Origin of the sequence: Bacillus sp. XF8, from assembly GCF_017498755.1 — a bacterium.
GTDB lineage: Bacteria > Bacillota > Bacilli > Bacillales > Bacillaceae_G > Bacillus_A > Bacillus_A bingmayongensis.
Genome location: NZ_JAGDQK010000030.1, coordinates 1 through 26,153 on the forward strand (window position 1 = coordinate 1; position 26,153 = coordinate 26,153).

Here is a 26,153-nt window from a genome sequence, read left to right on the forward strand (position 1 = left end):
GAACCAGGGGAAGGAACAGAAGAACCAGGTAAACCGGGAGAAGAAACAGAAGAACCAGGTAAGCCAGGAGAAGGAACGACAGACCCAGGTGAACCAGGAGAAGGAACGACAGACCCAGGTGAACCAGGAGAAGGAACGACAGACCCAGGTGAACCAGAGGAAGGAACGACAGACCCAGGTGAACCAGGGGAAGGAACAGAAGAACCAGGTAAACCGGGAGAAGAAACAGAAGAACCAGGTAAGCCAGGAGAAGGAACAGAAGAACCAGGTGAACCAGGAGAAGGAACAGAAGAACCAGGTAAACCAGGAGAAGGAACAGAAGAACCAGGTAAGCCAGGAGAAGGAACAGAAGAACCAGGTAAACCAGGAGAAGGAACAGAAGAAGCAGGTAAACCGGGAGAAGGAACAGAAGAACCAGGTAAACCAGGAGAAGGAACAGAAGGACCAGGTAAGCCAGGAGAAGGAACAGAAGAACCAGGTAAACCAGGAGAAGGAACAGAAGAAGCAGGTAAGCCAGGAGAAACGGGAACTTCATCAGAAGGACACTTGGATAAAGATAAATCATCAAGTGAACAAACTTCTAATGGGGATCAAAAATTACCAGCGACAGGCCATTCTACGAATTGGCTTCCGCTTCTTGGTGGTATCTTAATTCTGTTAGGAATTCGTTTGAGATTTATAACTAAAAGAGGTTGATAAAAATAAGAAGTACAAGGGATGATACTATCTCTTGTGCTTTTTATTTAGTAGAAGGAATAAGGAAAAAGCTTCTATATTGACCTGAAAACGCCCTTCAAGTAAACTAAAGAGAGTTTACAAATGAAAAGGTGATAAGTGTTGTTAATTTCAATTAAAACGTTACAAGATGATCGTTTTTTACGTCCGCTGCAAAATATTAGCGGCTTATTTTTTGAGGAAAGCACGATAGGATTTGAGAAAGAAGAGGCGAATCTTATTGTTGAAATACAGATAGAAGGAAATGTGACAGCTTCAGCTCGTTTAACAGATGTTGCAACTGGCAATGTATATGAAGAAACGTTTGAAAAAGATTTATCTTTCTTTACAGTAGAAAAAGAACGTATGAAACAAGTAAAGCACGTTGTTTCTTATGTGTATCTTTCTGTTTTACAGCAGCTAACTGGAATTGAGCAAAGTTGGGGCATTTTAACGGGGGTACGACCAACAAAGCTTCTTCACAAAATGCTGCAAGATGGTATGTCAAAAGAAGAAGCGCATAAAGAACTTCGTGAAAGTTATTTAATTCACGAAGAAAAAATTGAGCTTCTGCAACGCATTGTTGACTGCCAATTAGCAGTTGTTCCAGATTTATATCGTTTGAAAGAAGAAGTAAGTATTTATATCGGTATTCCGTTTTGTCCGACAAAATGTGCGTATTGTACATTCCCGGCTTATGCGATTAATGGACGTCAAGGATCTGTTGATTCTTTCTTAGGCGGTCTGCACTATGAAGTTCGTGAAATCGGTAAGTTCTTAAAGGAAAAAGGTGTTAAGGTTACAACGATTTATTACGGAGGCGGTACACCGACAAGTATTACAGCAGAAGAGATGGATATGTTGTATGAAGAAATGTACCAATCGTTCCCGGATGTGAAAGAAGTACGTGAAGTAACAGTTGAGGCAGGTCGTCCGGATACGATTACACCAGAAAAATTAGAAGTACTAAATAAATGGAACATTGACCGTATTAGTATTAATCCACAGTCGTACCATCAAGAAACGTTAAAAGCAATCGGACGCCATCATACGGTGGAAGAAACGATTGAGAAGTATCATTTAGCACGTAAAATGGGAATGAACAATATTAATATGGATTTAATTATTGGTCTTCCAGGTGAAGGGTTAGATATCTTTAAACATACGCTAGATGAAACAGAAAAGTTAATGCCAGAATCATTAACAGTCCACACATTATCATTTAAACGTGCTTCTGAAATGACGCAAAACAAGCGTAAATATAAAGTAGCAGGTCGTGAAGAAATTACAGCGATGATGCATGAGGCAGAAGAATGGACGAAGAATCATAACTACGTACCATATTATTTATACCGCCAAAAGAACATTTTAGGTAACTTGGAAAATGTTGGTTACGCAATGCCGTCGCAAGAAAGCATTTATAATATCGTGATTATGGAAGAAGTACAATCCATTATCGGTCTTGGTTGCGGTGCATCAAGTAAATTTGTTCATCCAGAGACGGGGGCAATTACACATTTCGCGAATCCGAAAGATCCGAAATCATATAATGATGGTTATATCAAATATACAGAAGATAAGCTTGAAATTTTAAAAGAGCTATTTTCATAAAGTGAAACTTTAATCCGTGGGGGGCTCATCCCCCACGGATTATTAGTTGAACCAATCGGGCTTTTACGGGCAGTTTATCTCACACCTAACTTCTTGGCTTCAGCTAAAATTTAAGGTGGGAGTATTACTGCCCGTTAAAGCGGGATAAGAGACTGGCCTAAAGGTTCGCATATTGCGGGTCTTTAGGTTTCAGTTTCTTTTTTTATAAATAAAAACCACTGTTTAGGTGGAAGAGAGAATCCGTCCGTGCATAGAAGCGGTCAGTGCCTTATTTAGCCCCATGCCAAGTGAGAACAAAGGGAGAAAACGAGTGGAGATTTCCTTTTGTTTTCATAGCATATACTTATATGCCGGAAAATCAAAATGAATATAGATTTGTAAAACAGTGTCGAGAATGATCAGAAAAAGAAGGTAAAAATGTAGAGGAAATGTCAACTTATACACGAAATGATAGATTTATGAAAGTGAAAAGGGGGCATATTTTGACATGTATATGACGATTGGGAGGATTTTTGATTTAACGGTTGGCAAGTATTCGAATAAAGAAGCGTTAGTAGAGCCAGAAAAGAATATTCGCTGGACGTATAAAGAATGGGATGAACAGATTAATAAAACGGCGCACGCTCTGCTTGCAGAAGGTGTGAAAAAAGGAGATACTGTATCTGTTTATCTATATAACTGTCGTGAATTTGTAAACGTTTACCTTGCTTGTGCTAAAATCGGTGCGATTTTCAATCCGATTAATTTCCGTTTAAAAGCGAAAGAAGTAACTTACATCCTTAAGGACGCATCCTCCAAAGTCGTTGTATTTGAAAAAGCTGTTGAACAGACGGTTGCTGCCATTGAACGAGATTTCCCAAACAGTTCTTTTTGGTACATAGAAGATGATGCGCCTTCATACGCTGCTTCTTATCATGAAAAAGTAAATGCAGCTTCATCTGAAGCGGTTGATATTGTTATTGAGGAAACTGATTATTGTTCCATGCTCTATACAAGTGGTACAACGGGTCATCCAAAAGGGGTGTTACACCGTCATCGCGATATGGCCGAACATAGCATGATTTGTACGTATTTCTTAAAATATAACCGTGACAGTATTGGACTTGCAGTCGCACCGTTATATCATTGCGGTGAATTAAATGCTGGTGTTATACCACGAATTCAAGTGGGCGGGAAAAATATCATTTTACACCAATTTGATACAAAGACGGTTTTACATACAATTCAAAAGGAAAAAATTACAACATTCTTTGCGGCACCAACGATGTGGAATATGATGTTACAAGAGGATTTATCACAATATGAACTGCGCTCGATGAAAATTGGGATATACGGCGGAGCTGCGATGGCGCCAGCGCTTGTAAAAGAATGTAAAGAGCGTCTGCATATTGATCTTGTTCAAATTTATGGAATGACAGAGATGGGGCCGGTTATTGCATTCTTAGTAGAAGAAGATCAAATTACGAAAGCTGGTTCAGCAGGAACTCCTTGTTTTAGTCACGAAATTCGAATTGTAAAGCCGAACGAAGAGGGACCGACAGAACCGGATGATGTGTTACCACCGTATGAAGTGGGAGAAATTATTTCACGTGGACCAACCATGATGGCAGGATATCATAATCGTGAAGAAGCGAACGCAAAATCTATGTATAAAGGGTGGTACCATTCGGGTGATCTAGGTTATTTTGATAAAGATGGTTATCTGTATGTCGCAGATCGTGTTGACGATATGGTTATTAGTGGCGGAGTGAACATTTATCCGCGTGAAATTGAAGATTTCCTGCATAGTCATCCTGGCATATTAGATGTGGCTGTACTTGGTGAACCAGATGAGCTCTGGGGTGAGCGTGTTGTTGCGGTAGTGGTGAAAAAAGATGAACAGATTACGGCAGCGGATTTAGAAAGGTATTGCAAAGAAAGTGATGAATTAGCTGATTATAAACGTCCACGTCATTACATATTTGCAGATGAACTTCCTCGTAATGCGAGTGGGAAGTTACAGAAATTTGTGCTTAGAGAATCGTTAAAGGGTGCTAAAAAATAATAAAAATGCCTTTCCAATTTGGAAAGGCATTTTTTTATTTGCGCGAGAAACCTTCTTCATCAAGGTATTCTGCAGCTTCTGGATAAGAGTTAAATGTTCCGTCTAAGTTACTACCAGCGTACACATTCCACATATCGTCTTCTTGGATAAGAGTAAGGATATGCCCATCTTCATTGCGCCATTCTTCTTCTTTAGCAGGTGCAGCCTGTGCTACTACCTCTTCTGGCTCTTGAGATAGAAGTTCAATTGATTTTTGAATTAATGAGCGTAGTTCGTCTGCTGAAAATTCACGGATGTTAACCATGCCTTTATCGTCTGTTTTATAACCGCTAATACCGTTAGCGTATACAAAGCCATTACCATTTGGATGTAAATGATAAACAACGTTCTTTTTGTCTAAGCGACTTTCTTCAAAGTGAAAGTTCACACGTTTTAATGATACGTTCTTTCTTTCCAACCCTGGGAAAGATTCGATAATCGATAATTTTTCTTCAAAAGTTAGCATAATGCCTCCAAATATATAGTAAAAGATTTAATCTGTTCATTATAGCACAGTCGCTTCTCTTTCCAAAGTTAGAAAAAAGAGAGAGAAAGAGGTATGAAGGCGTTTACTTCACGATACTGTAAATAGTTTCTTGTAAAAACGTCTGCCGAAATAATCTTTTACAGGGTACAATGGTACGTGGACATTACCCCGCATTAACTGGCAGTAACACTCCCACCTCAGAAGTCGGTGAGAGCAAGGAAGTGAGGGAGGAGATGAACTGCCGGTAAATGCCTGATTGGTTCAACTATTAATCAGTGGGGGATGAAGAAAACCCCCACTGATTAAAGTTTCACTTTATATCGAGGTGATTTTTTATGATTCAAAAAATAGCAAAGGAATGCCTAGCAGGTTTTACAGTCGCAATTGTTGCACTGCCGCTTGCAATTGCATTTGGGATTGCTGCAACGGGGACATCTGAAGGGGCATTAGTTGGATTGTACGGTGCCATTTTTGCAGGATTATTTGCAGCATTGTTTGGCGGTACAGCAGGGCAAGTAACAGGTCCTACAGGTCCCATTACTGTCATTGCGACAGGGGTTATTGCAAGTTATGGACTTGAGGCGAGTTTTCTTGCATTTATGATGGCAGGGTTATTTCAAATTTTATTTGGTGTATGTAAGCTCGGTTCGTACATTCGTTATATTCCATATTCTGTAGTTTCAGGATTTATGAACGGAATTGCACTTATCATTATTTTGGGCGAGATGAAGCATGTGAAAAATAGCTTTTTACTTGTTTTGTTAACAATTCTCGTTATGCTTGTTGCAGGGAAGTGGATTAAAGCAATTCCGGCGAGCTTAATTGCACTAGTTGGGGTTACGCTGGCATTGCCGTTATTTTCTCATGTATTACAAGGGCTTACGATTCAATTACCTTTTCTGGGAACGATTCCTCTGAACAACATGATTGAAAAAATCGGAGCAATTCCAGAAGCGATGCCTTCTCTTCATGTACCATCTTTTAGTGGATCGACAGTACTAGAACTTATTTTGCCGGCGCTTAGTATCGCATTACTAGGATCAATTGACTCGTTATTAACATCTGTTGTAATGGATAATGTAACAGGTACAAGGCATAAAAGTAATAAAGAATTGATTGGCCAAGGGATAGGGAATATTATGAGTGGCTTGTTTGGCGGATTAGCAGGAGCGGGTGCAACTGTAAGGTCTATTGTGAATATAAGAAGCGGTGGAAAAACAGCATTGTCAGCTTGTATGCATAGCATCATTTTATTTATTTTCATTATGGGGCTTGGTGCAGTTGTACAATATATTCCCCTTGCGGTATTATCGGGTATTTTAATTTTAACAGGTATTGGAATGTTCGATTGGGATAGTATGAAAAAGATGCATGTCACGCCAAAAGGTGATGTTGTTGTTATGCTTTTAACGATGGTGATTACAGTGAAATTTGATTTAATGATTGCGGTTGCGTTCGGTATAATACTTTCTTTCATTCTATATATGATGCAATGCAAGAAACGGAAAGCTTCTATTGTAAAAGGAGAAGGGGAAATGTATATGATTCAGGGACCACTTTCCTTCTTATCTGTCGATCGTATTTTTTCTTCTTTACAAGAAGTGAAATCTCATTTGACATTACGTTTGAATGACGTGCACTATATGGATACTTCAGGAGCGATGGCATTATTAAACTTTGTGGATCATATGGAGAAAATGGGGACGAGTGTAATGCTTGAACATGTACAACCGCATATTGAAAAAACACTGCTCAGTTTGGCAAATGAGGAGCAAAGAGAAAAGTTAAACATGGTAAAAGAAAAATAGATTTGTAAAGCGTCATTCTGAAAAGAAAGGCGCTTTTTTGTATGCAGTGTGTAGTAAATGAAATGTATTTTTTTAGCAACATATCCACATTTTGAAACGCGATGTGCTATCATAAAAGAGGGGATGTAAAACAAAATACTTATAGTGATAAAAGGGATATTTTTAAGTTGGAGGGAAATTTGATGTACAAACAGTTACCACACGGTGTGAAGATTGGAATTACACGTTCAATTGTTGCTTCTTTTACAGAATATATGAAGTCAATCGAGTGGAATGAAGAAAAATTTGATATGCAACAATTTGTTGAACAGTGGAAGCAGTACTTGTATACAAAATCAAGGTGGCTCGATCAAATCGATGACGAAGTAAAAAATCACCCAGATTTTCATCAAGAGCTAGCAATGAAAGTAAATAAAAAAATGAATCGAATATTAAATGAAGATCCAACAAAAGAACAGTTATGTGAGCTTGAAAATTTAGGGTTTAAAAATTTGGGATCACTTTGTAAGGAACAAGCGCAATACTATATTGAGCATTTGCAAATGAGTTAAGTCATTTTACATACAAAAAAAACAAGTCGTATAAAGAATACGACTTGTTTTTTTTGTATGATGTGTCACCAAAGAAAGTATGCTAGGGAAGGATTAGCTTTCTTTTGATTGTGGTACAAACGCTTTCCAAGTAGATAAATCTATATCTTTTTTTACTAATAAATTCGCAGGAAATGTAAATGTCCAAGGTTTTGTTGAATTCGCTTTTAGTGTGAAATTTGCTAATGTAAAAATTCCTTTAGCAATGACATCTCCAGAAGCATCAGAAATATGCAGTGGAAGTTTTTCTAGTTTTACATTTTGATTATATCCATTCCGAATGAACATTGTTGCATGTAACTCACCACTTTCTTCGAGCTCCGTTTGTAATCCTAAGAAATTAATCTCATTCTCAGCAGGTGGTGTAAGATCTGCAACTATTTTCTGCAATCTTTCTTTTGCATTATCTGTTAATTGCGCTTCCCATGTAGGGTCAAAATCTAACTTGTGTTCAGGTTTCAATTCGAATACGAGTTGCCAATCTTCTTTGGATAAACATGCCTCAGTCATTGTATCTGTTTCGAATATAAATACCCATGGCATATTTGTATTTGCAGGAATAACACCTAAATCTGATAGATGAAATGCTTTACGTGCACACAGTTGTTCATCTTTATTCAGCAATTGTAATGTTATTGTTTCGAGTTTAATAGATTGTGAAACGGTATTACGAATAAAAGTAGTCACATAATAAGCATCATTTTGTTTTTCGGCCTCAATTCCAGCTAATGAGATTTGGTTCTCTTGCAAATCTCCTAAATCTTTATTCAAGAATTGGTAAATATATTTTTGTTCTTGTGCAATTTCACTCCAAGATGGATGGAAGTATAGTGTAGGTTTTACACTTATATTTTTAATCGAGCTTTCTTCATTCCCTAATAGTTGGGAGCTAGAGATGACGGAATCTTTTCCTTTTTTTTTGGCTTTTCTTAAAAATGATAACATGAAATGCACCTCACTATATGTTTTGTGGAATATTTAAATATTGCGCAAGATATAAAGAAATTTCCTTTTCAAAATGACTGAATGTTTGAGAGAAGATTTCAAGACCTTCTTTTTGATAAAGGTGTGTAGGATCTTCTTGCTGATATTGTCTTAATCCGATACCTTCTTTTAAATGCTGCATTGTATCTAAATGATTTACCCAAACTTGATCGAGAAAATGTAATCCCATTTGACGTAATGCTTGTTGTGACTCTATATGATTTTCTAATTCTTGTACACGCTCAATATACTTAGAAAGAGGATCCTGTATTCGTGCATGTAAATCTTCGATAGACTGAATGTCGTTAGCTGATAAGTGTGGGAATGTTTCAACAGGTACCACTTCTTTTATAGATTCTGTTAAACTAACAAAATCCCACTCTTCTGGAAGCATTCCTTCTAAGAGATATTGTTTAGCGATTGAATCTATTGTATGTTCAATCATTGGAACTACAATCTCTATCATATTTGTCTCTTCATTTAAAAAATGATTACGAAGTTTATAGATTACATTTCGTTGATCATTAATAACATCGTCTAATTTTAAATTATATTCACGAATTGAAAAGTGACTGCCCTCACAAACGAGTTGCGTACGATTCACAAAATCATGTACTTTCGGAGTAAGGATGAGTCCATTAGCATCCGTTTTTAATGATTTCTTTAATTTCTCTACTTCTTCTTGAGCAAAGCGCTGGAACATATCATCTTCTAATGAAAGGAAGAATTGTGAACTACCAGGGTCACCTTGTCTGCCAGCTCTACCTTTTAATTGGTTATCAACGCGGCGAGATTCATGACGTTCTGTTCCGATAACATGTAAGCCGCCGAGTTCCAGTACACCGTCCCCTAATAAAATATCAGTACCGCGCCCAGCCATATTTGTCGCAATTGTAATTTGCCCTTTTTGTCCAGCTGTTGCAATTAAATCAGCTTCTTGTTCTGCACTTTTTGCATTTAGTAACTGATAAGATAAGTTAGCCTTATCTAAGTAACGAGCTGCCATCTCAGACTGCAAGATGGACATGGTTCCAATTAAAATAGGTTGTCCTGTTGCATGTCGTTTGATAACCTCTTCACGCACTGCTTTATATTTATCATCAGCAGTCATATAGACTAGGTCTTTTAAATCTTCACGAATAACAGGACGGTTCGTTGGAATTGGTATAACGTCCATTCTATATACACGATTAAACTCTTTTTCCTCTGTTTTTGCTGTACCTGTCATTCCTGATAAAGTTGGATACATACGGAAGAAGTTTTGAATCGTAATGGATGCTTGAGTTTGATTTTCTGCTGTGATTTCCAAGCCCTCTTTCGCTTCAATCGCTTGATGTAAACCGTCACTTAAAGAACGTCCATCCATTATGCGCCCTGTAAAAATATCAACAAGCATAATTTTGTTATCACGTACGATATAGTCAACATCTCGTTGGAATGTCACATGTGCACGCAAAGCTTGAATCATATAGTGATACAAAGTTTGGTGTTCAATGTCATATAGGTTATCAATATCAAATAAATCTTCAATTTTTGTAATTCCTTCATCTGTAAAGCTAGATGATTTCGTTTCTGCATCATATGTATAGTGAACGGCATCTTGAAATGTCTTAATTACTTTTGCACATAAATAATGTAATTCAGAACTGCTGGATTTTTTGCCAGCAATAATGAGTGGAGTTTTAGCTTCATCAATTAAGACGCTATCGATTTCATCAATTATTGCAAAATGATAAGGACGCTGTACTTGTGAGGGTGATGAAGATTCCATATTATCCCTGAGATAATCAAAGCCAAATTCTGTTCCGATGCCGTATGTAATATCAGCCTCATATGCACGTTTCTTCTCAATTGAATCAATTTCTGGAATATTTAATCCGACCTGCAGGCCGAGAAGCTCGTGGACTTGACCGATTAATTCTTTATCACGTTTTGCTAAATAGTCATTCACTGTAATAACATGCACGCCCTTTCCTTCTAAGGCGCGTACATAAGTTGGTAGAGAAGAAACGAGTGTTTTTCCTTCTCCTGTTGGCATTTCTGCAATATTTCCCTCTAATAATACGAGTCCGCCAATTAACTGTACATCATAGTGACGTAATCCAAGCACACGCTTCGCTGCTTCGCGAACAATGGCAAATGCTTCTACTTTTATATCATCAATTGTTTTCCCGTTTTGAAGCATTTCTTTGAAACTAGCAGTTTTTTGGCGCAATGCCTCGTCAGATAGTGCTTCTATTTGTGGTTCAAGTGCATTAATTTCAGCAACAAATAATTCATATTTTTTTAGCTTACGTTTTTGTGAATCCCCTAATATTTTTTTGAACGAATTCAGCATGCTATTACACCCCTCTTACTGACAATAGCTTCATTATAGCACATGTTCATAAGGAACAAGTAGAAGTAGTAAATAGAAGGAAAATATGGATAAATAATATCGTTAAGTATAAATATTGAATTTTTTATTGCTTCTTTATTTTTGATTTATAACAAAGAAAGAGAGTATTCAATATATAATAAATTTGTTATGATAATTTAATGAGATAATATGTGTATAGGTTCAGTAGTATATAAGTACACATTGAAAAAACGGTATAAAACAGTTCTTTTTAGGTGGGGGCGGGCTGCCCGTAAAAGCCCGATTGGTGCGGGCTAATAATCAGTGGGGGATGAAGAAAACCCCCCACTGATTAAAGTTTCACTTTATATGGTAGAAAATCAAGATGGATATATAGTTTTTGTGAATATATAAGAAGTAGGAATAAAATATATTTCAGATTTAGATATGGTTTTACATGAATTTAGAATAAATGTATAGAAAGAAAAGAGAAGAAATATGAATAAAAAGTTTGTAAAAGGGGCAGCCATTTTAACGATTACAACCTTTCTATCGAAACTGTTAGGAAGCTTCTTTCAAATTCCGTTGCAAAATATCGCAGGAGATGAGGTGCTTGGTATTTTCAGGCTTGTTTTTCCTGTGTATATGATTGCTCTAACTTTATCAGTAGCAGGAGTGCCTCTTGCAATATCAAAGTTAATCGCAGAGCGTAATGAAAAACATGATCGAGAAGGAATCGCAAAATTATTCACATCTGCTTCTATTGTAGGGATTACATTTGGAGCAGTGGGTTTTGTGAGTATTCTGTTATGTTCAAGTGAAATCGCAGAAATACTTGGTGGACAAGAGACAAGGTTACCACTAATCGTTACATCATTTGCGCTTTTAATTGCCCCGTATATGGCAGTATATCGAGGGTATTTTCAAGGGTTTGGTGATATGGTTCCAACTGGTGTTTCACAAGTAATTGAACAATTTGTTCGCGTATTCTTTATGCTGACAATTGCCTATCTATTTGTGACTTGGAATAAAAGTAGCAGTGTTATAACTGGCGGAGCGATGGTGGGTTCTTTTCTAGGAGTTATTAGTTCGCTCATTTATTTAAGAATGACGTATGTAAAAAGTTCGTATTATAAGGGAATAATATATTCATTTCAAGATTTAAAAAGAGATGGTAAGAAGATACTAAGTGTATCGATTCCAATTGCTATTGGAGCATTATCAATGCCACTGTTAAATTTAATTGATTCTGTAACGATTCCTAATGTATTGCACGGAACTGCAAGCATGATTCAAACGCAGTATGGAATTTATAGTCGGGGGTTTGCATTTACACAATTGATTGTTGTATTTTCTAGTGCGATTGTATTTCCACTAATTCCGTTATTAACATCTGCTTTAGCAAAGAAAGATATGAAATTAGCGAAAGTGACGGTGCAGCAAACAAATCAACTTGCGCATGTTATAACAATGCCAATGACGATATGGCTGATGGCATTAACAGTACCGCTGAATATTGGTTTGTTTACAGATGCAAAAGGAAGCGGCATGTTAGCTATTATGATTGGAAGTTCGTATTTCACCTCTTATATGGTATTATCGATAGGCGTTTTACAGGGAATCAATCGTTCTATGCAGGCCGCATGGATTGTCATTGGGGCAAGTATTGTGAAAGGGCTGTTAAACCTTGTACTTGTTGGAAAGTTTGGAATAGACGGGGCGGCATATAGCACGCTTATCATATATATAATGATTTGCACTATAAATTACGCCTATATTAGAAGGTATCTTGCTTACTCGATAAAAATTGGGGGATTTTTATCCGTAATTATTATATCTTGTATATTTGGAATAGGATTGTATGAATTAACTACTATAATAAATGTAACAACTTCACGTTTTATCGCATTGCTGTATAGTTTCATTGCATTAAGTGTTGTATCACTTTTATATATGATTTGTGCGCTGAAATTAAACTGGATATCAAGAGAGCGAATCCCATTTTTGCGTAAATAAAGTGAAACATTTACTAGGGAAGATATGAATATTCATCTGGCCTTTATATGAAATATGTAATGTAAATAGTAAGTTAAGTTGCATTGGTAAATTTGCACGGATTTATTATATATAGATAAGTTTGAAGCTATCGAATCTTTTGTCATGAGAGATTGATGGCAATTTGTTCAGTTGATTGCGAAATGTTGGAGGAGATTAAGCGTGCGGTTAGTTTTATCAGGATATTATGGTTTTTATAATGTTGGGGACGAAGCAATTTTGCAATCAATTATTAAAGCATTGCATGAAGAGGAGCCTAACCTTGAACTTGTTGTATTTTCAAATGACCCTGACTATACAAAAAAAATGTACGGTGTTGAAGCGGTAAATCGTTGGGATATAAGAGCGGTGTATGGAGCGATAAAGAGAAGCGATGGACTTATTAGTGGTGGCGGTAGTCTACTGCAGGATCAAACGAGTGTAAAGAGTATTTTATACTATACAGGTATTATGGGGCTTGCTCGGCTGTTACATAAGCCGTATTATATTTATTCACAAGGAATAGGTCCGATTACTAAAAGACATAATCGTTTGTTAGTAAAGTGGCATTTATCGAAAGCAGAATATATCTCAGTACGTGATGAAGATTCTTTTTTATATTTAAAAGAACTTGGGATAAAAAGAGAGATTGAACTTGTTCCGGATCCAGTATTAGCCTGGAGGTCAGGATACAAATCGGATTGGTTACAAAAGCATTCACTACATGGGAAAATAATCGCTATTAGTGTACGGTATTGGAATGCGAAAGAAGACTACATGAAAAAGTTAGCGATAGCATTAAAAAAACTGAAACAGGAAGGGTATCATATTCTTTTTGTACCAATGCATGGACCTTTTGATCAAAATGCATCACGAGATGTGATTGATTTAATGGGAGAGGAGACTTATATGCTTCCCTATAAGATGGATATTAATGAGAAAATATCTATTTTATCAGAGTGCTCGCTTTTGATTGGTATGCGCCTTCATGCTCTTATTTTCTCGGCTGTGGCTGCAACACCGATGATTGGAATTTCGTATGATCCGAAAGTTGATTCATTTTTACGGCAAGTTAATCAGCCTATAATTGGAAGTGTAGATGGGGATTGGGATGCAGAAGATTTGTATAAAATGGCGAAAAAACAGTTGAATCAACATGAAGCTATGCAACATCATTTGCAAAAGAGAGTAGACGACTTACAAGTGCAAAGTGTAAAATCAGCAAAAAGATTGATCCGTCATTTAAATAAAGAGGGTGAAACAAAAGGTCGATGAATTGAGACCTTTTGAAATCACCCTCTTATTTTTATCCCGCTATTTGCGGGCTGATTAAAGTTTCACTTTATCATTATTTTACCTAGGAGAAACTTTTGGTTTTATGCCGAAATTTCTTTTTTATATATTGTGTAGTAAGGTAAATGCCATAACTTTGTATGATGATAAAAGTAGGCATAATAAAATATCGATAGCGTGTTTGAATTTCAATTAGTAAGTGTACAGCTGCATAACCTAGAAGTAATAATAAGAAAAATGACAATTGTTTATTGTTTGTTTCTTTTATCACTCTCATGAAGGAGAGACAAGCAAATAGACAAATGCTAATATATGAAAGTTTTTCAGTCGTCCATAAGAGATTTTTTAAATTCGGATATTCATAACCTTCTAGTGCCCAGTAAACAGATGCGTCATAATCTCCCCACATGGATTTGAATTTATCATGAAGTAATACTACGAATTGCTTTTTATCTTTCGTACGTTCTTGAATGAGATTTTTTTCGATTGCAAACCGTTCCTCACCAACATCGTACTGATTGACAAGTTGATAGTCAGTAAAAGAGAATGCACCTGCCGTTTCATGATTAAATCCTAATACAAATTTCCAATAAGGGTCCCTATTAGAAAGAGGGTATTGCGTAATACCGGCGGCTATAAATGAATAGCTCACAATATAATGAACGATATAATAAATACCAATTATTCCAACTAATTTTTTTAATACCATCTTTTTGCTTATTTTTTGCTCTCCTATTATATGAACTAGGAAGAGAAAACATGCTAGAGCAAGTAGAATGACAAGGCCAATTGGTCTCATAATATCTCCAAAAGCAATCAATACGCTGGCAAAAATCCATGCATATGGATGAGTAATTCCTTTTTTGATAAGAAGATAGAATCCGGCATAGAACAAGAAGGTTGCTAGGTGTTGATTTGTTAACACGGAACACATGATAATATTCGGTATATACATGGCAAAAGTAAGTGCAGCAATTCTACCACTAAATTCGTTAAAGAGTTGTGCAGCAATCCGATATATGAACAATGTAATACCAGTGCAATATAGTATATTTAGTAGTTTAATTGCTAAGGTCCCTGTTCCGAATAGTTTTACTACAGCAGCTTGATACATCGTAAATCCTAATTGGTAGACCCAAGTTGTAAAGTAAGGTTTAGTCGCAAAAGTGAAATCATGATTTGCAGCACTGATTGCCCCTTGATACATCCGTTCAAAGTCTTGGATTACATTTGTGTCGATTGTAAGTACCCATGATAGTCTGAGGCCGAATGCTAGTAAACAAATAAATAGGATAAATTTCCTTTTATTCATATATCGATTAACTATTAAGGCAACGAATAGAATAAGTATGACTCCAATAATAAGCATGAATAACAGAAAGGGTATATGATTATATGTAGGGTTATTTAGTAAAGATTGAAGAGAGTAAATGAATGTTAGAATAAAAAATAAGAATGCTAGTATCTGTAAAGACCTAGATGTGAACTTGTATAACTTAGGCATGATATATCCTCCAAACTATATTTATAGCTATGAAAAAATTAGATTAAGTAAAACTGTAATCCATGAAAGGGCTACTTATGACCAATAACATTATATATCATTATGAATGAGTATAAAGGATTTTATTTGTTGAAATATGGATCCACCTCATGATTCAAGATGGGGATAATTGCCTGTAAGAGCCTAATGGTGAGGGGAATTTTACTTTATAACTATATGTTTAGTTTGAAATCACAAGAGGAAATTTTCCTACTCTCTGCTAATTTTTATTTATTGTGTCAATCTATGTAGTATATAATCGATTTGGGAACAGTAATTTATTAGATTAAGAGGAGGATAAACGTGAAAAAATTTTCAAAAGGCTTAGCGGCAGTTGCATTAACTGGTTCATTACTTTTAACTCCTGTAGCGAGTTATGCGGCAAGTGATGATATTACAGGGCATTTATTTGAGCCACAGTTACGCTTTCTAATTGACAGAGGGATTATGTCAGGATACGGAGGAAATGTATATTTACCTGATAAAAATGTAACAAGGGCGGAGTTTGCTACATTAATAGCAAAAGCATTACAGTTACCTAAAGCAGATTCAAACTTTACAGATGTTCCGCAATCTTATGGTTTATATGATGGTGTGAGTAGAGCAGCTCATGCAAAAATTCTAGTTGGACGCGGAAATAATATATTTGCGCCGGATGATGAAATTACGCGTGAAGAGATGGCAGTAATGGTGCGAAATGCATTAGTATATAAAAATATTAATGTCCCTTTATCTCCGTTAACTTTTACTGATGCAAAGCAAATTCAATATCCGGAACATGTTCAGTTTGTCGTAGCAGCTGGAATTATTAAAGGATACCCAGAAGATCATACATTTAGACCAAAGTTATCTGCTACAAGGGGTACTGCTGCAGCATTTTTAAGTGGAATGCTTCAAAAGATTGATAAAGAACATGTGGAAACAAAAAAATATGTGGTGACGAATGTAAAAGAAGATGGAACAGAAGTAGAGGTAGGGAATTATAGTACGTATAAAGAAGCTGTTACAGCTGCGCAAAACGAGGGAATGAACGGAGTTAAGTATAACGGTGAATTTGTATGGATTCAAGGCGGATTTGCAAGTGCAAAGAAATTAGAAACAACGAATACAATGAATATATATAATGATAACTTACAAAGTATTATTACATACGTTCAATATGGAACGGAATTCAAAGTGTTGCAGGTTGAAGAGGACCGAGTGAAAGTTCAAATTTCTGACTTGGTTGGCTATGTTAAGAAAAATGAAGTAACTTTAATTCCTAAAAATGAAATGAAAAAATCGTTTTATTATGTAAAAGGGGACGGCTATTTATATCATAAATATTATACTTATAATACTAGTTCACCAGGTTATACAGAATTTCGATATGGCGCGGCACCGTCATTTATGAAACAAGGACAACAAATATATAGTGTAGATGGAAAAACATTCGGAAATGAAACTTTCTATCAATATTTTAACTATGTATCTTTACGAACAAAAACAAAATATACAGCAGAAGAGTTAGATCGTTATATTAAATGGATTAAACCAGACTCTCCACTTATTGGATTAGGGAAGAAGTTTAAAGAAGTAGAAAGTAAATATAATGTAAATGCACTCTTCTTATATTCATTAGCAGTTCATGAGAGTTTATATGGAACGAGTGATCTTGCAAAAGATAAGAATAATTTATTTGGATTAAGAGCAACAGATGACAGTCCGTATGGTAACGGTGAACAGTTCAATTCGAAAGAAGACTGTATTGAACATGCGGCAAAAGTGTATATGAATGAAGGATATTTAAATCCGGAACATTGGCGTTATACAGCGACGTATACAGGTAATAAAGCAGGCGGTCTTAATATGAAGTATGCATCGGATGCCAATTGGGGGAAAAAAGTAGCTGGTCATATGTTCCGTTTTGATATGTATTTAGGTAAGAAAGAGTATAATAGATATAAACTTGCACGTGTGACAAATAATGTAGATGTAAAAAATAATCCAAGTGTGTCAGATGAACGCCTGTATCGTTTAAGTACGGACACGGTTGTAACTGTTACAGGAGAAGAAACAATCAATGGTCAGCTCTGGATTAAGGTCGTTTCGGATGATCCTAAGGTACAAGAAGGGTACATTATAAAAGAAAATGTAGAGTATGTAAAACACTAATGAAATGTGGACAGGCTTAGCGTATTGCGTACGAATAAAGCCTACTATATTCAGAAAGTAATATCGAAATGAAAAAGACGAACCATCCTTGCGTGTGTAACGAAAGGGTGGTTCGTTTTTTTGTAAAAGTAATGTGATGATAGAGTAGAGGCAATCTTTAGGTAATTTTATAGTTGAATTTTTAGATGAAGTTCTAAATGAGTGAATGAGTATGTAAATACAAATTGAAAAAACGACATAAAACCATTCTTTTTAGTTAGGAGAGAATATTTGACCGTGCATAGAAACAGTTAGACCATCTTTCTGCCCAGGCATGTCAAGTGAAACTTAGGGCTTACTGTTTAGAAACAGCGGGATAAAAATATTTTTATATTTTATATATTGTAGTAAACGAAAGTGAGAAGAAAGAGATAACTGTCTGCGGAAACTCGATTTATTTGGCTAATGAACCATCCGTTGAAGGTGAAGAAACCGATCTACTAATAGAAGTTTCATTTTATTTTTGATGAGATAATTTGAACTTGAAAAAAATGCTTTTTGTTAAAATTCGACAAAAAAACATTTTTTTCTCAATAAAGAAACAAATAAATAAATTCAGAAAAAAACGTTAATTAATAGGATATTTTTATAAAATGTCTTTATTTTGGGATATTTTTCAAAATATAGGAATAATATAACAGAAAAAAACGACAAATATTTAGTTTGGTATGTCGAATGATGCGATAAAAAGCTCTTTAAAAGAAAATTACGATGGCGTATTATGTATATGATTTAAGATTTAGCAATTTTGTAAAACATTGTTATATTTACCTTATTTTATTCATTCAAGTGATTTATAAGATATTTGATTTTAAATTATCTACAAATTTAATTGCTAAATTAAAAGGTAACTAGTTTTTGAATACATACTTCTGAAGCTAGTAATATATTTTCTGAGGAGGAAATAGAGAAGATGGCAAAAAATAAATCTTTCAATAAGTTAATGGCTGGTACAATGACAGCTGCAATGGTAGCTGGTGTAGTAGCGCCAGTGGCAACTTCTGCTGAAGAAAATGCATTTAAGGATGTTCCAAGTGAACATTGGTCTGCTAAAGCGATCAATGATATGACAGCAAAAGGTATCATTGTAGGTAACGGTGATGGTACATTTGGTTTCGGAAAAGATGTAACTCGTGCGCAAATAGCTACTTTTATTGTGAAAGCACAAGGACTTCAACATGAAAAAGCTACACCATCATTCTCTGATGTTCCTGCATCTAATATATATGCGAACTTCATTGGAATCGCTGAGAAGCATAACATTATGTCTGGCCTAGGAGACGGTAAATTTGGTCCAGACCAAAAATTAACTCGTGCTCAAATGGCACAACTTATTGTAAATGCATACGGCTTTACAGCTGATGAAAATAATAAAAAGACTTTCGATGATATTGATAATTTACCTTGGGAAACTGCGAAATCTTCTATTGAAACGCTTGCTAGCTTAGGTATCGTAGCTGGTCAAGGCGAAGGTAAATTTGATCCAAATGGTGTTGTAACTCGTGAGCAAGCTGCTCAATTCATTTTCAATGCAATGAACTACGAGCCAGGATCAACTGGCGAAGCGAAAGTTCAATCTGTAGAGGCAATTAATGCATCAGAAATTAAAGTATCATTCAATCATCCAGTAGATCGGAAAACAGCTACTGATTTAACAAAATATACTTTTAAACACAATGAAAACGATGTAGCACTTGAAGATTTCGAAGGTAATGGTGTTTTAACAAAAGATGGAAAAAGTGTAATCTTCAGATTGAAAGAGGATAAAGCATTTTCTAATGGCGACAAATATGCAGTGCATGTAAGCACAGGCGTATTAGGTGCAGACTTAAAACCTATTCCAAAGTATCTTGATACAGTAAAAACATTCTCTGACTCTGTAAAACCAGAATTATTAGGAGCAAGAGTTGTCGATGGTGACAAAGTACAATTAACATTCAACAAACCAGTGAAAAATAATTCAAAAGTTAAAATTGACGGTTTACTAGTTGAACCAAAAGATCTTGTAGCAAGTAAAACGCCAGGCGTTTATACGTTAACAACTAACAAGCTTACAAACCCTGAAGGAATCTTCGACAGAGGTGAGCATGCAGTAGTTGCATATGATGTGGAAGACACATTACCAGCAAATCCGAATAGAGCTTCTATCTTAGAAACGAAATATGTTGTGTCTGCTGATACAACTGAACCAGAAGTGAAAGCAGTAAAACAAATTAACAGTCATACATTCAAAGTGACGTTCTCTGAAACATTAGGACAAGATCCTGAAATCACTGTTAAAAAAGGAAACTACACATTCCCGAATGCTGGTGAAAGAGATGTAACAGGTGCACCAGGACATGTACAATTTACTATCGATCCAACTGATTCAAAATCATACATTGTTTCCATTGCTGAAGATGAAAATGGTGCACGTAACCCATTATATGCAGCAGGTGAAAAGAGTGTAGCATTAAGTGTAAACTTGAAAAACTTTAAAGATAAAGTACACTTACTTGGTAAGCCTGTAGATAAGGGCGTTACATTATCTCAAGATACTGCTACACCAAAAGTTGTATCTGATAACTTAAATACAATTGAAGGTAACACATTAAAAATTAAATTTAATGGCGGCATCGAAAAAGCTGATGCATCTAAAGTTGTTGTACGTGCTAATAACGGTGTAGTAATCACACCTACAGAAGTGAAAGCAGAAGGCAACTTCTTAAATATTACATTACCTTCACCAGCTGTAGCGGGACCATATGATGTACAATTAAAAGCTGGCGCTGTGAAGTTCGCAAAAGTTCTTGATCTTGCTTATTACTCTGTAAATACAAATGCTAACACTGAGTTTACTACAAAAGTTGGCGATATTGATGTATCTACACCTGTAGTGAAAAAAGATTCGTCAATCATTTCCGCTGAGGGAGATGTAGTTACAATTAACTACGGCGAAGATATGAGCAGTAATGCGAAGCTACTAGAAAACTATACAATTGATGGTAAAGCTTTACCAGAAGGTACAACTGCGGACTTCTATGGTAACAAACAAGTTGTTAAAGTTAAGTTGCCAGCTGACTTCCTTAAGAAAAATCAAGATGTTAAATTCACAATTAGTACAAATGTATTAACTGCATCTGGTAGCAAAGTAGTTGCAAATGAGCAAACGCTAGCACCAGTAGAAAACATTATCAGATTTATTGATAATGAAGGACCACAATTAGATTCAGCTGTATATTTAAAAGCGGATAAAAACGATGAATATACAAATACAATCAAGTTAACATTCAATGAAAACCTAGGAGATATCGCAAAAGATGGTAAAGAATTCATTGATGACTTGAAAGTTGTTGTAAATAACAACGCTTCAACAGTTACAGGAATTGAAAAAGATGCGAAAGAAGCAAATGTTGTTTACTTAACATTGGATCCAAACGAAAAACCAATAAATCTTCTACAAGCTGCAACAATTAGCGTAGTACCACCTAGTAAGACTAATGCACAAATCAATATCGTGGACGTAGCAGGAAATAAATTAAGTCTTGGAAGTGTAGTTGCGTCTACTTCTGAAGTGAGCACAAAAGCAGCTCCAGTTGCTGCAGAAAAAGTTGCAGAAGCAAAAGCTACTGAAGCACAAAAATAATAGCGGTAGATAGTTGAACTATCTATGAACCTTACTAAAAACCCCTGTAGAGACATTCTCTACAGGGGTTTTACATGTAAAATAAGTTGTTTTGTTTATCCCGCTATTCGTGGGCAGTAAGACCCCCACTGATGGAAGTTTCACTTTATTGCAATATAGTTTGTATCAATAATAATCAGTGAGGTAGAATCACCCCACTGATTATATTTTTTCCTATATTCAGTCTGCCTTAAGATCAACGATTAAATAAGCGAGTATCACAACAAAGAAAATACTAACGGCTGGTGCAGTTAATACATGTCCAGCTGTAAAAGCGATGCCGATTGATAACGCTAATGCGCTAGCCAGTAACATATATTTCACAGTTAGAATCGATTTGAAATTTGTAATTACTCGCATGAGTAGTCGAATTCCAAAGTAAAGAAATGGTAACAGGTACATCAGAAAACCAATGATTCCATAAGCGAAGAATAAGTCATGAAAGTCCATTTCAACGAGCTTAACCTTATCTTTATAGTTTCCTGCATATCCCATACCGAGTAGTTTTTGTGATATAGGTGCTTCTTTATAGTATTGTTTATATACTTTTAAAAACCTATCACGGTCACTATAAATTAAACTAGTCATTTCTCCGCTTGTTAATTTTCCTTCTGCATGTTTTTGTGCATCTTCAGGATTTTCTTTAATGACTTTTCCTTCTTGTCTTGCTTGCTCTTCTCTTACTGATTTTTTATATTCATACATCTGTAAATGAATGCCCATATTTTTTGCAATAGGGGTAAGTGGTGTTACGACAACTAAACCTCCTAGTACAACAAGAGCAACGACTGTATTTACGAGCTTGGTGAAGCCTTTTCCTTCTTTTTTACGTTGCATCATATATTCAATGAAAGAAAAAAGAAGCGCAACGCCTAGTGTAATCACAATCGCTCCGTAACCAACCTTTGTTCCAACCATAATGCTGGCATACATCGCTAAAATTGTTGGAATCCAGTAGTAGATTTTTGAAAACGATGTTGTTTTATGTACGGAGTAAAGTACAACCATCGGGAACGTAATTGCTAAAATAGCACTTAACTCATTTCCAGCAAAGAACCATCCTCTAGAACCAAGTTTTGAATGTGGATAGCTTTGGAAATCCGTTCCAGATACAATTGAGACAAACATAACAATACTGAAAATTAATGTTGCATATAAGAAATACGTCATTAATTTATGGTAAGCGTATTGTAAATCTTTTAAAGTTTTGAATGCGAGTATATATCCGAATAATAAACAGATTGGGTATATATTTTTTGCAATAAATTTAACTTCTTCTCCCATATAAAAAGGAGACTTAACTAACACATTGTTTATGAAACCAGCTGCTATTGTTATACCTAGTAAGCATACATATATAACATATTTCTTATTACCAGGTTGTTTCCAATTGAGAAGTAGATATCCTAGAGCGAGAGCCATAAAGGCAAATCTTACTACAATTCCGACTGTCGCACTCATGTGTAATATGTAGATAGAAAAAGATGTTAATAAATCTAAAATTGGTTGCAACACAATGAATAGTAACAGGAAATGTGGGAAGTAGTTATTCGTCTGGTTCAACTTGTTAACCATGTTTTCCTCCATTTCTTCATTTTTTACATGATAAGGTTGATACATCAACATAAGAATACACCATTTTATTATAACGGTAAATAGAAGCAGATATGCGACAAATATGTTTTAATGCAGATATTTTTTTACATTATAATGGTAAGATTCCTAAATTTTCGGGTTTATTAGACAGAAAATTACGAAAAAAGAAGGGTTTTCTACCTCTTTTCTTTAATTATACAAGTATAATCTTTAGAGAAGAGAGAGGGATATATAATGGAAGTAAAAAGTAAAGCAGAGTCTGTAGTTGTGAAATATGAAGGGCGAGTAGCAACGATTATGATGAATCGCCCAGAAGTATTAAATGCATTAGATGAACCTACGCTGCAAGAATTATTAGCAAGACTGAAAGAAGTAGCTGAAAGTTCCGTTCATATTGTCGTATTATGCGGAAATGGACGTGGCTTTTCTGCGGGTGGAGACATTAAATCTATGCTTTCTAGTAATGATGAAAGCCGTTTTGAAAGTATTATGAATACTATTTCAGAAATTGTCTTGACGTTATATACAATGCCAAAACTTGTGATCAGTGCCATTCATGGACCAACTGCGGGACTTGGCTTAAGTATTGCTTTAACAGCTGATTATGTATTGGCAGACATTTCATCTATCATTGCGATGAATTTTATTGGAATCGCTTTAATACCAGACGGCGGGGGACATTTCTTCTTACAAAAACGTCTTGGTGAAAATATGGCAAAACAAATCATTTGGGAAGGTAAAAAATTATCTGCAACAGAAGCGCTAGAACTAGGATTAATTGACGAAGTCATCGGAGAAAACTTCCAAGGTGCTGTCAAACAAAAAATCAATGAATGGCTTCAAAAACCAATTAAATCAATGATTCAAACGAAACAAATTCTATGTGAAGTTAATCGTTCGAATTTAGAACAAACATTGCAGCTTGAAAAACGCGGACAATACGCAATGAGAAAAACAGCTGATCATAAAGAAGGAATTACTGCATTTTTAGAAAAGCGTCCGCCGGCGTTTAAAGGGGAATAAAAAGGAAGAAAGTGCTAACACATTTTAGTATAATTGTGTTAGCACTTTTTATTAGGAGAAATAGATGAGAAAAAAGAGAAAAAGACTCATTATAATTACACTTTTATTCGCTATGTATATTACGTTACATAGCATCCCTAATGTAGCAGTCCGAACGGCTATTTTTCTTTCGGGGCATCCTATTATTGCTTTACATGGAGAAGTGCAAAAGAGGCCTAATCCATATCAAGAAGCGATACCAGAGTCATTGCGAGTTATATATGGAGAGAACCAGGACGATTATGATGTATATCATTTTTCTAGTCCATATGCGAAGGAAAAAGGAAGGGACTGGGGAAGTGCTTATGTAAAGAAAGTATGGTTTATGTATAATGTAGAATTAGAGAAATTGTAAGAATGAGAGGAGCGACAGAGAGACTATGTCAACTTATAACAAACTAGTTAGAGATCTTGTTCCAGAAAAGATTTTAATGTCTGGAAAAACATACACATCGAAAAAACTAACAGGTCAAGCATACATACAAGCATTAGCGAAAATCGGAACAGAAGAAATCCGCGAATTCGCCTCAATGAAAGAACGGGAACATGCATTAGATTCACTTGCGGATGCACTAGAGGTCATCATCGCATTAGCGCGTGCAGAAGGTGCAACATTTGAAGATATTGAACGTCTTCGTAAGCAAAAAGAAGAAGAGCGTGGTGGATTCCAAAGAGGAATCTATTTAATAGATGTTTCGGAGGAGTAGTTTGATAGATAAAAAGCACAGCTCTTATAAATGAGCTGTGCTTTTTATTTTACTTTTACTAACGTCTTTTTCCCTACAAACAGACTAATAATAAGAAATACTCCCGTTAGCATCCATCCAATTGCAATCGCAGTAGAGGTATGAAGAACATAAGAAACCTGTAAACAAATTAAAGATGCTAAAAACCAGATTAATGCAATTTCTACATGTTTTTTCGTTAATTTCATTTCAATAAATCCCCTTTGTTATTCATATGTACTAAAGAATATTTTACCATAATTATGAAATTGCAAAAATAAAATATACAGAAATCCTTATCGTTATTAGTAGAGGTTTTTTGATAATTTCTGTATACTGAATATTAGAAAAACGAAGTGGAGGAACCTACATTGGCACATCATGCAAAAGAAACGATGGAATTAATTAAACAGCTTGTTTCTATTCCAAGCCCGTCTGGAAATACAGGAAAAATCATTAACTTTATAGAAAACTATGTAAAAGAATGGAATGTAGAAACGAAACGTAATAATAAAGGTGCGCTTATTTTAACGTTAAAAGGAAAAGAAGATGCGCAGCATCGTTTATTAACTGCTCACGTTGATACATTAGGTGCAATGGTAAAAGAAATTAAATCTGACGGTCGCCTTCGCTTATCAATGATCGGCGGATTTCGTTGGAACTCTGTTGAAGGAGAATATTGCGAAATCGAAACAGCGAGCGGTAAAACATATACAGGTACAATCTTAATGCATCAAACATCTGTCCATGTATATAAAGATGCAGGCGAAGCAAAACGTGATGAAAAAAATATTGAAGTTCGTATTGATGAGCGCGTATCTTCAGCGGATGAAGTTCGTGAACTAGGAATAGAAGTAGGGGACTTTGTCTCATTCGACCCACGCGTCCAAATTACAGAGAGTGGCTACATAAAATCACGTCACCTAGACGACAAAGTAAGCGTGGCAATCCTACTAAAATTAATTAAAAGATTGCAAGACGAAAATATTACATTACCATATACAACACATTTCTTAATCTCTAATAATGAGGAAATTGGCTATGGCGGTAACTCTAACATTCCAGAAGAAACAGTAGAATATTTAGCTGTCGACATGGGAGCGCTTGGAGACGGACAAGCATCAGACGAATACACAGTATCTATTTGCGCCAAAGACTCAAGCGGCCCATATCACTACGGGTTACGCAAACACCTAGTGAATCTTGCAAAAGTAAATAACATTGAATATAAAGTAGACATCTATCCGTATTACGGATCAGATGCATCCGCCGCAATCCGCGCTGGTTTTGATGTGAAACACGCTTTAATCGGAGCAGGGATTGATTCTTCTCATGCATTCGAGCGGACACATGAGAGCTCGATTGCGCATACGGAGGCATTGGTATTTGCTTATGTGATGTCTGAGTTGATTGGGGAATAATAAGCAT

General features: G+C 35.7%; 19 protein-coding genes. 13 read left to right on the forward strand and 6 right to left on the reverse strand.

Annotated elements, in window-relative coordinates; all coding sequences use genetic code 11:
- From J4P91_RS18270 to J4P91_RS18280, 3 genes are all read left to right on the forward strand, one after another.
- Window positions 1-696: LPXTG cell wall anchor domain-containing protein (locus J4P91_RS18270; protein WP_207995266.1), on the forward strand; the 696-nt coding region annotated here is incomplete at its 5' end.
- Between the two features lie 138 nt (window positions 697-834).
- Window positions 835-2,325 carry a coproporphyrinogen III oxidase gene (locus J4P91_RS18275; protein WP_207995267.1) on the forward strand — a complete coding sequence of 497 codons (1,491 nt, stop codon included), beginning with the start codon at window positions 835-837 and terminating at the stop codon, window positions 2,323-2,325.
- Window positions 2,326-2,812: 487 nt separating this feature from the next.
- Entirely contained in the window at window positions 2,813-4,369 is a 1,557-nt protein-coding gene (locus J4P91_RS18280) for a fatty acid--CoA ligase (protein WP_207995268.1), read from the forward strand.
- 34 nt (window positions 4,370-4,403) lie between these two features.
- On the opposite strand, the gene J4P91_RS18285 is transcribed toward J4P91_RS18280, so the two are convergent.
- The gene (locus tag J4P91_RS18285; protein ID WP_207995269.1) at window positions 4,404-4,874 is read right to left on the reverse strand and encodes a hypothetical protein; all 471 of its coding nucleotides are present in this window, start codon (window positions 4,872-4,874) and stop codon (window positions 4,404-4,406) included.
- A gap of 356 nt (window positions 4,875-5,230) precedes the next feature.
- On the opposite strand from J4P91_RS18285, the gene J4P91_RS18290 reads away from it, so the two are divergent.
- Both J4P91_RS18290 and J4P91_RS18295 read left to right on the forward strand, forming a co-directional pair.
- Window positions 5,231-6,703, forward strand: coding sequence for a SulP family inorganic anion transporter (locus tag J4P91_RS18290; RefSeq protein ID WP_207995270.1), 1,473 nt, complete (start codon window positions 5,231-5,233; stop codon window positions 6,701-6,703).
- 182 nt (window positions 6,704-6,885) lie between these two features.
- Window positions 6,886-7,254 carry a hypothetical protein gene (locus tag J4P91_RS18295; protein WP_207995271.1) on the forward strand — a complete coding sequence of 123 codons (369 nt, stop codon included), beginning with the start codon at window positions 6,886-6,888 and terminating at the stop codon, window positions 7,252-7,254.
- Window positions 7,255-7,347: 93 nt separating this feature from the next.
- Here J4P91_RS18295 and J4P91_RS18300 read toward each other — a convergent pair whose 3' ends face one another.
- Together J4P91_RS18300 and secA2 are read right to left on the reverse strand one after the other, a co-directional pair.
- Complete coding sequence (locus J4P91_RS18300) at window positions 7,348-8,238, reverse strand: accessory Sec system S-layer assembly protein (protein ID WP_207995272.1); 891 nt, start codon at window positions 8,236-8,238, stop codon at window positions 7,348-7,350.
- 13 nt (window positions 8,239-8,251) lie between these two features.
- Window positions 8,252-10,615, reverse strand: coding sequence for an accessory Sec system translocase SecA2 (secA2, locus tag J4P91_RS18305; RefSeq protein WP_207995273.1), 2,364 nt, complete (start codon window positions 10,613-10,615; stop codon window positions 8,252-8,254).
- Between the two features lie 498 nt (window positions 10,616-11,113).
- On the opposite strand from secA2, the gene J4P91_RS18310 reads away from it, so the two are divergent.
- Together J4P91_RS18310 and csaB are read left to right on the forward strand one after the other, a co-directional pair.
- On the forward strand, window positions 11,114-12,631 hold the full coding sequence (locus J4P91_RS18310) for a putative polysaccharide biosynthesis protein (RefSeq protein WP_207995274.1): 1,518 nt from the start codon (window positions 11,114-11,116) through the stop codon (window positions 12,629-12,631).
- Window positions 12,632-12,832: 201 nt separating this feature from the next.
- Window positions 12,833-13,924: a polysaccharide pyruvyl transferase CsaB gene (gene csaB / locus J4P91_RS18315; RefSeq protein WP_207995275.1), complete on the forward strand. Its 1,092-nt coding sequence runs from the start codon at window positions 12,833-12,835 to the stop codon at window positions 13,922-13,924.
- 82 nt (window positions 13,925-14,006) lie between these two features.
- On the opposite strand, the gene J4P91_RS18320 is transcribed toward csaB, so the two are convergent.
- Window positions 14,007-15,446 carry a glycosyltransferase family 39 protein gene (locus J4P91_RS18320; RefSeq protein WP_207995276.1) on the reverse strand — a complete coding sequence of 480 codons (1,440 nt, stop codon included), beginning with the start codon at window positions 15,444-15,446 and terminating at the stop codon, window positions 14,007-14,009.
- Between the two features lie 342 nt (window positions 15,447-15,788).
- Between J4P91_RS18320 and J4P91_RS18325 the strand changes: the two genes are divergently transcribed.
- Both J4P91_RS18325 and J4P91_RS18330 read left to right on the forward strand, forming a co-directional pair.
- Complete coding sequence (locus J4P91_RS18325) at window positions 15,789-17,639, forward strand: S-layer homology domain-containing protein (protein ID WP_207995277.1); 1,851 nt, start codon at window positions 15,789-15,791, stop codon at window positions 17,637-17,639.
- A gap of 952 nt (window positions 17,640-18,591) precedes the next feature.
- On the forward strand, window positions 18,592-21,303 hold the full coding sequence (locus tag J4P91_RS18330; RefSeq protein ID WP_207995278.1) for an S-layer homology domain-containing protein: 2,712 nt from the start codon (window positions 18,592-18,594) through the stop codon (window positions 21,301-21,303).
- 219 nt (window positions 21,304-21,522) lie between these two features.
- On the opposite strand, the gene J4P91_RS18335 is transcribed toward J4P91_RS18330, so the two are convergent.
- Window positions 21,523-22,917 carry an O-antigen ligase family protein gene (locus tag J4P91_RS18335; protein WP_207995279.1) on the reverse strand — a complete coding sequence of 465 codons (1,395 nt, stop codon included), beginning with the start codon at window positions 22,915-22,917 and terminating at the stop codon, window positions 21,523-21,525.
- 255 nt (window positions 22,918-23,172) lie between these two features.
- Here J4P91_RS18335 and J4P91_RS18340 point away from each other — a divergent pair, with 255 nt between their 5' ends.
- The 3 genes from J4P91_RS18340 to J4P91_RS18350 all read left to right on the forward strand — a co-directional run bounded on the left by J4P91_RS18340 (window position 23,173) and on the right by J4P91_RS18350 (window position 24,707).
- Complete coding sequence (locus tag J4P91_RS18340; RefSeq protein WP_017153093.1) at window positions 23,173-23,961, forward strand: enoyl-CoA hydratase; 789 nt, start codon at window positions 23,173-23,175, stop codon at window positions 23,959-23,961.
- A 64-nt stretch (window positions 23,962-24,025) separates the two neighbouring features.
- Complete coding sequence (locus J4P91_RS18345; protein WP_207995280.1) at window positions 24,026-24,355, forward strand: hypothetical protein; 330 nt, start codon at window positions 24,026-24,028, stop codon at window positions 24,353-24,355.
- A 25-nt stretch (window positions 24,356-24,380) separates the two neighbouring features.
- Window positions 24,381-24,707 carry a nucleoside triphosphate pyrophosphohydrolase gene (locus J4P91_RS18350; RefSeq protein ID WP_207995281.1) on the forward strand — a complete coding sequence of 109 codons (327 nt, stop codon included), beginning with the start codon at window positions 24,381-24,383 and terminating at the stop codon, window positions 24,705-24,707.
- Between the two features lie 44 nt (window positions 24,708-24,751).
- On the opposite strand, the gene J4P91_RS18355 is transcribed toward J4P91_RS18350, so the two are convergent.
- Entirely contained in the window at window positions 24,752-24,934 is a 183-nt protein-coding gene (locus J4P91_RS18355) for a hypothetical protein (RefSeq protein WP_207995282.1), read from the reverse strand.
- 162 nt (window positions 24,935-25,096) lie between these two features.
- Between J4P91_RS18355 and J4P91_RS18360 the strand changes: the two genes are divergently transcribed.
- Window positions 25,097-26,146 carry a M42 family metallopeptidase gene (locus tag J4P91_RS18360; RefSeq protein ID WP_207995283.1) on the forward strand — a complete coding sequence of 350 codons (1,050 nt, stop codon included), beginning with the start codon at window positions 25,097-25,099 and terminating at the stop codon, window positions 26,144-26,146.
- Window positions 26,147-26,153 lie beyond the last annotated feature (7 nt).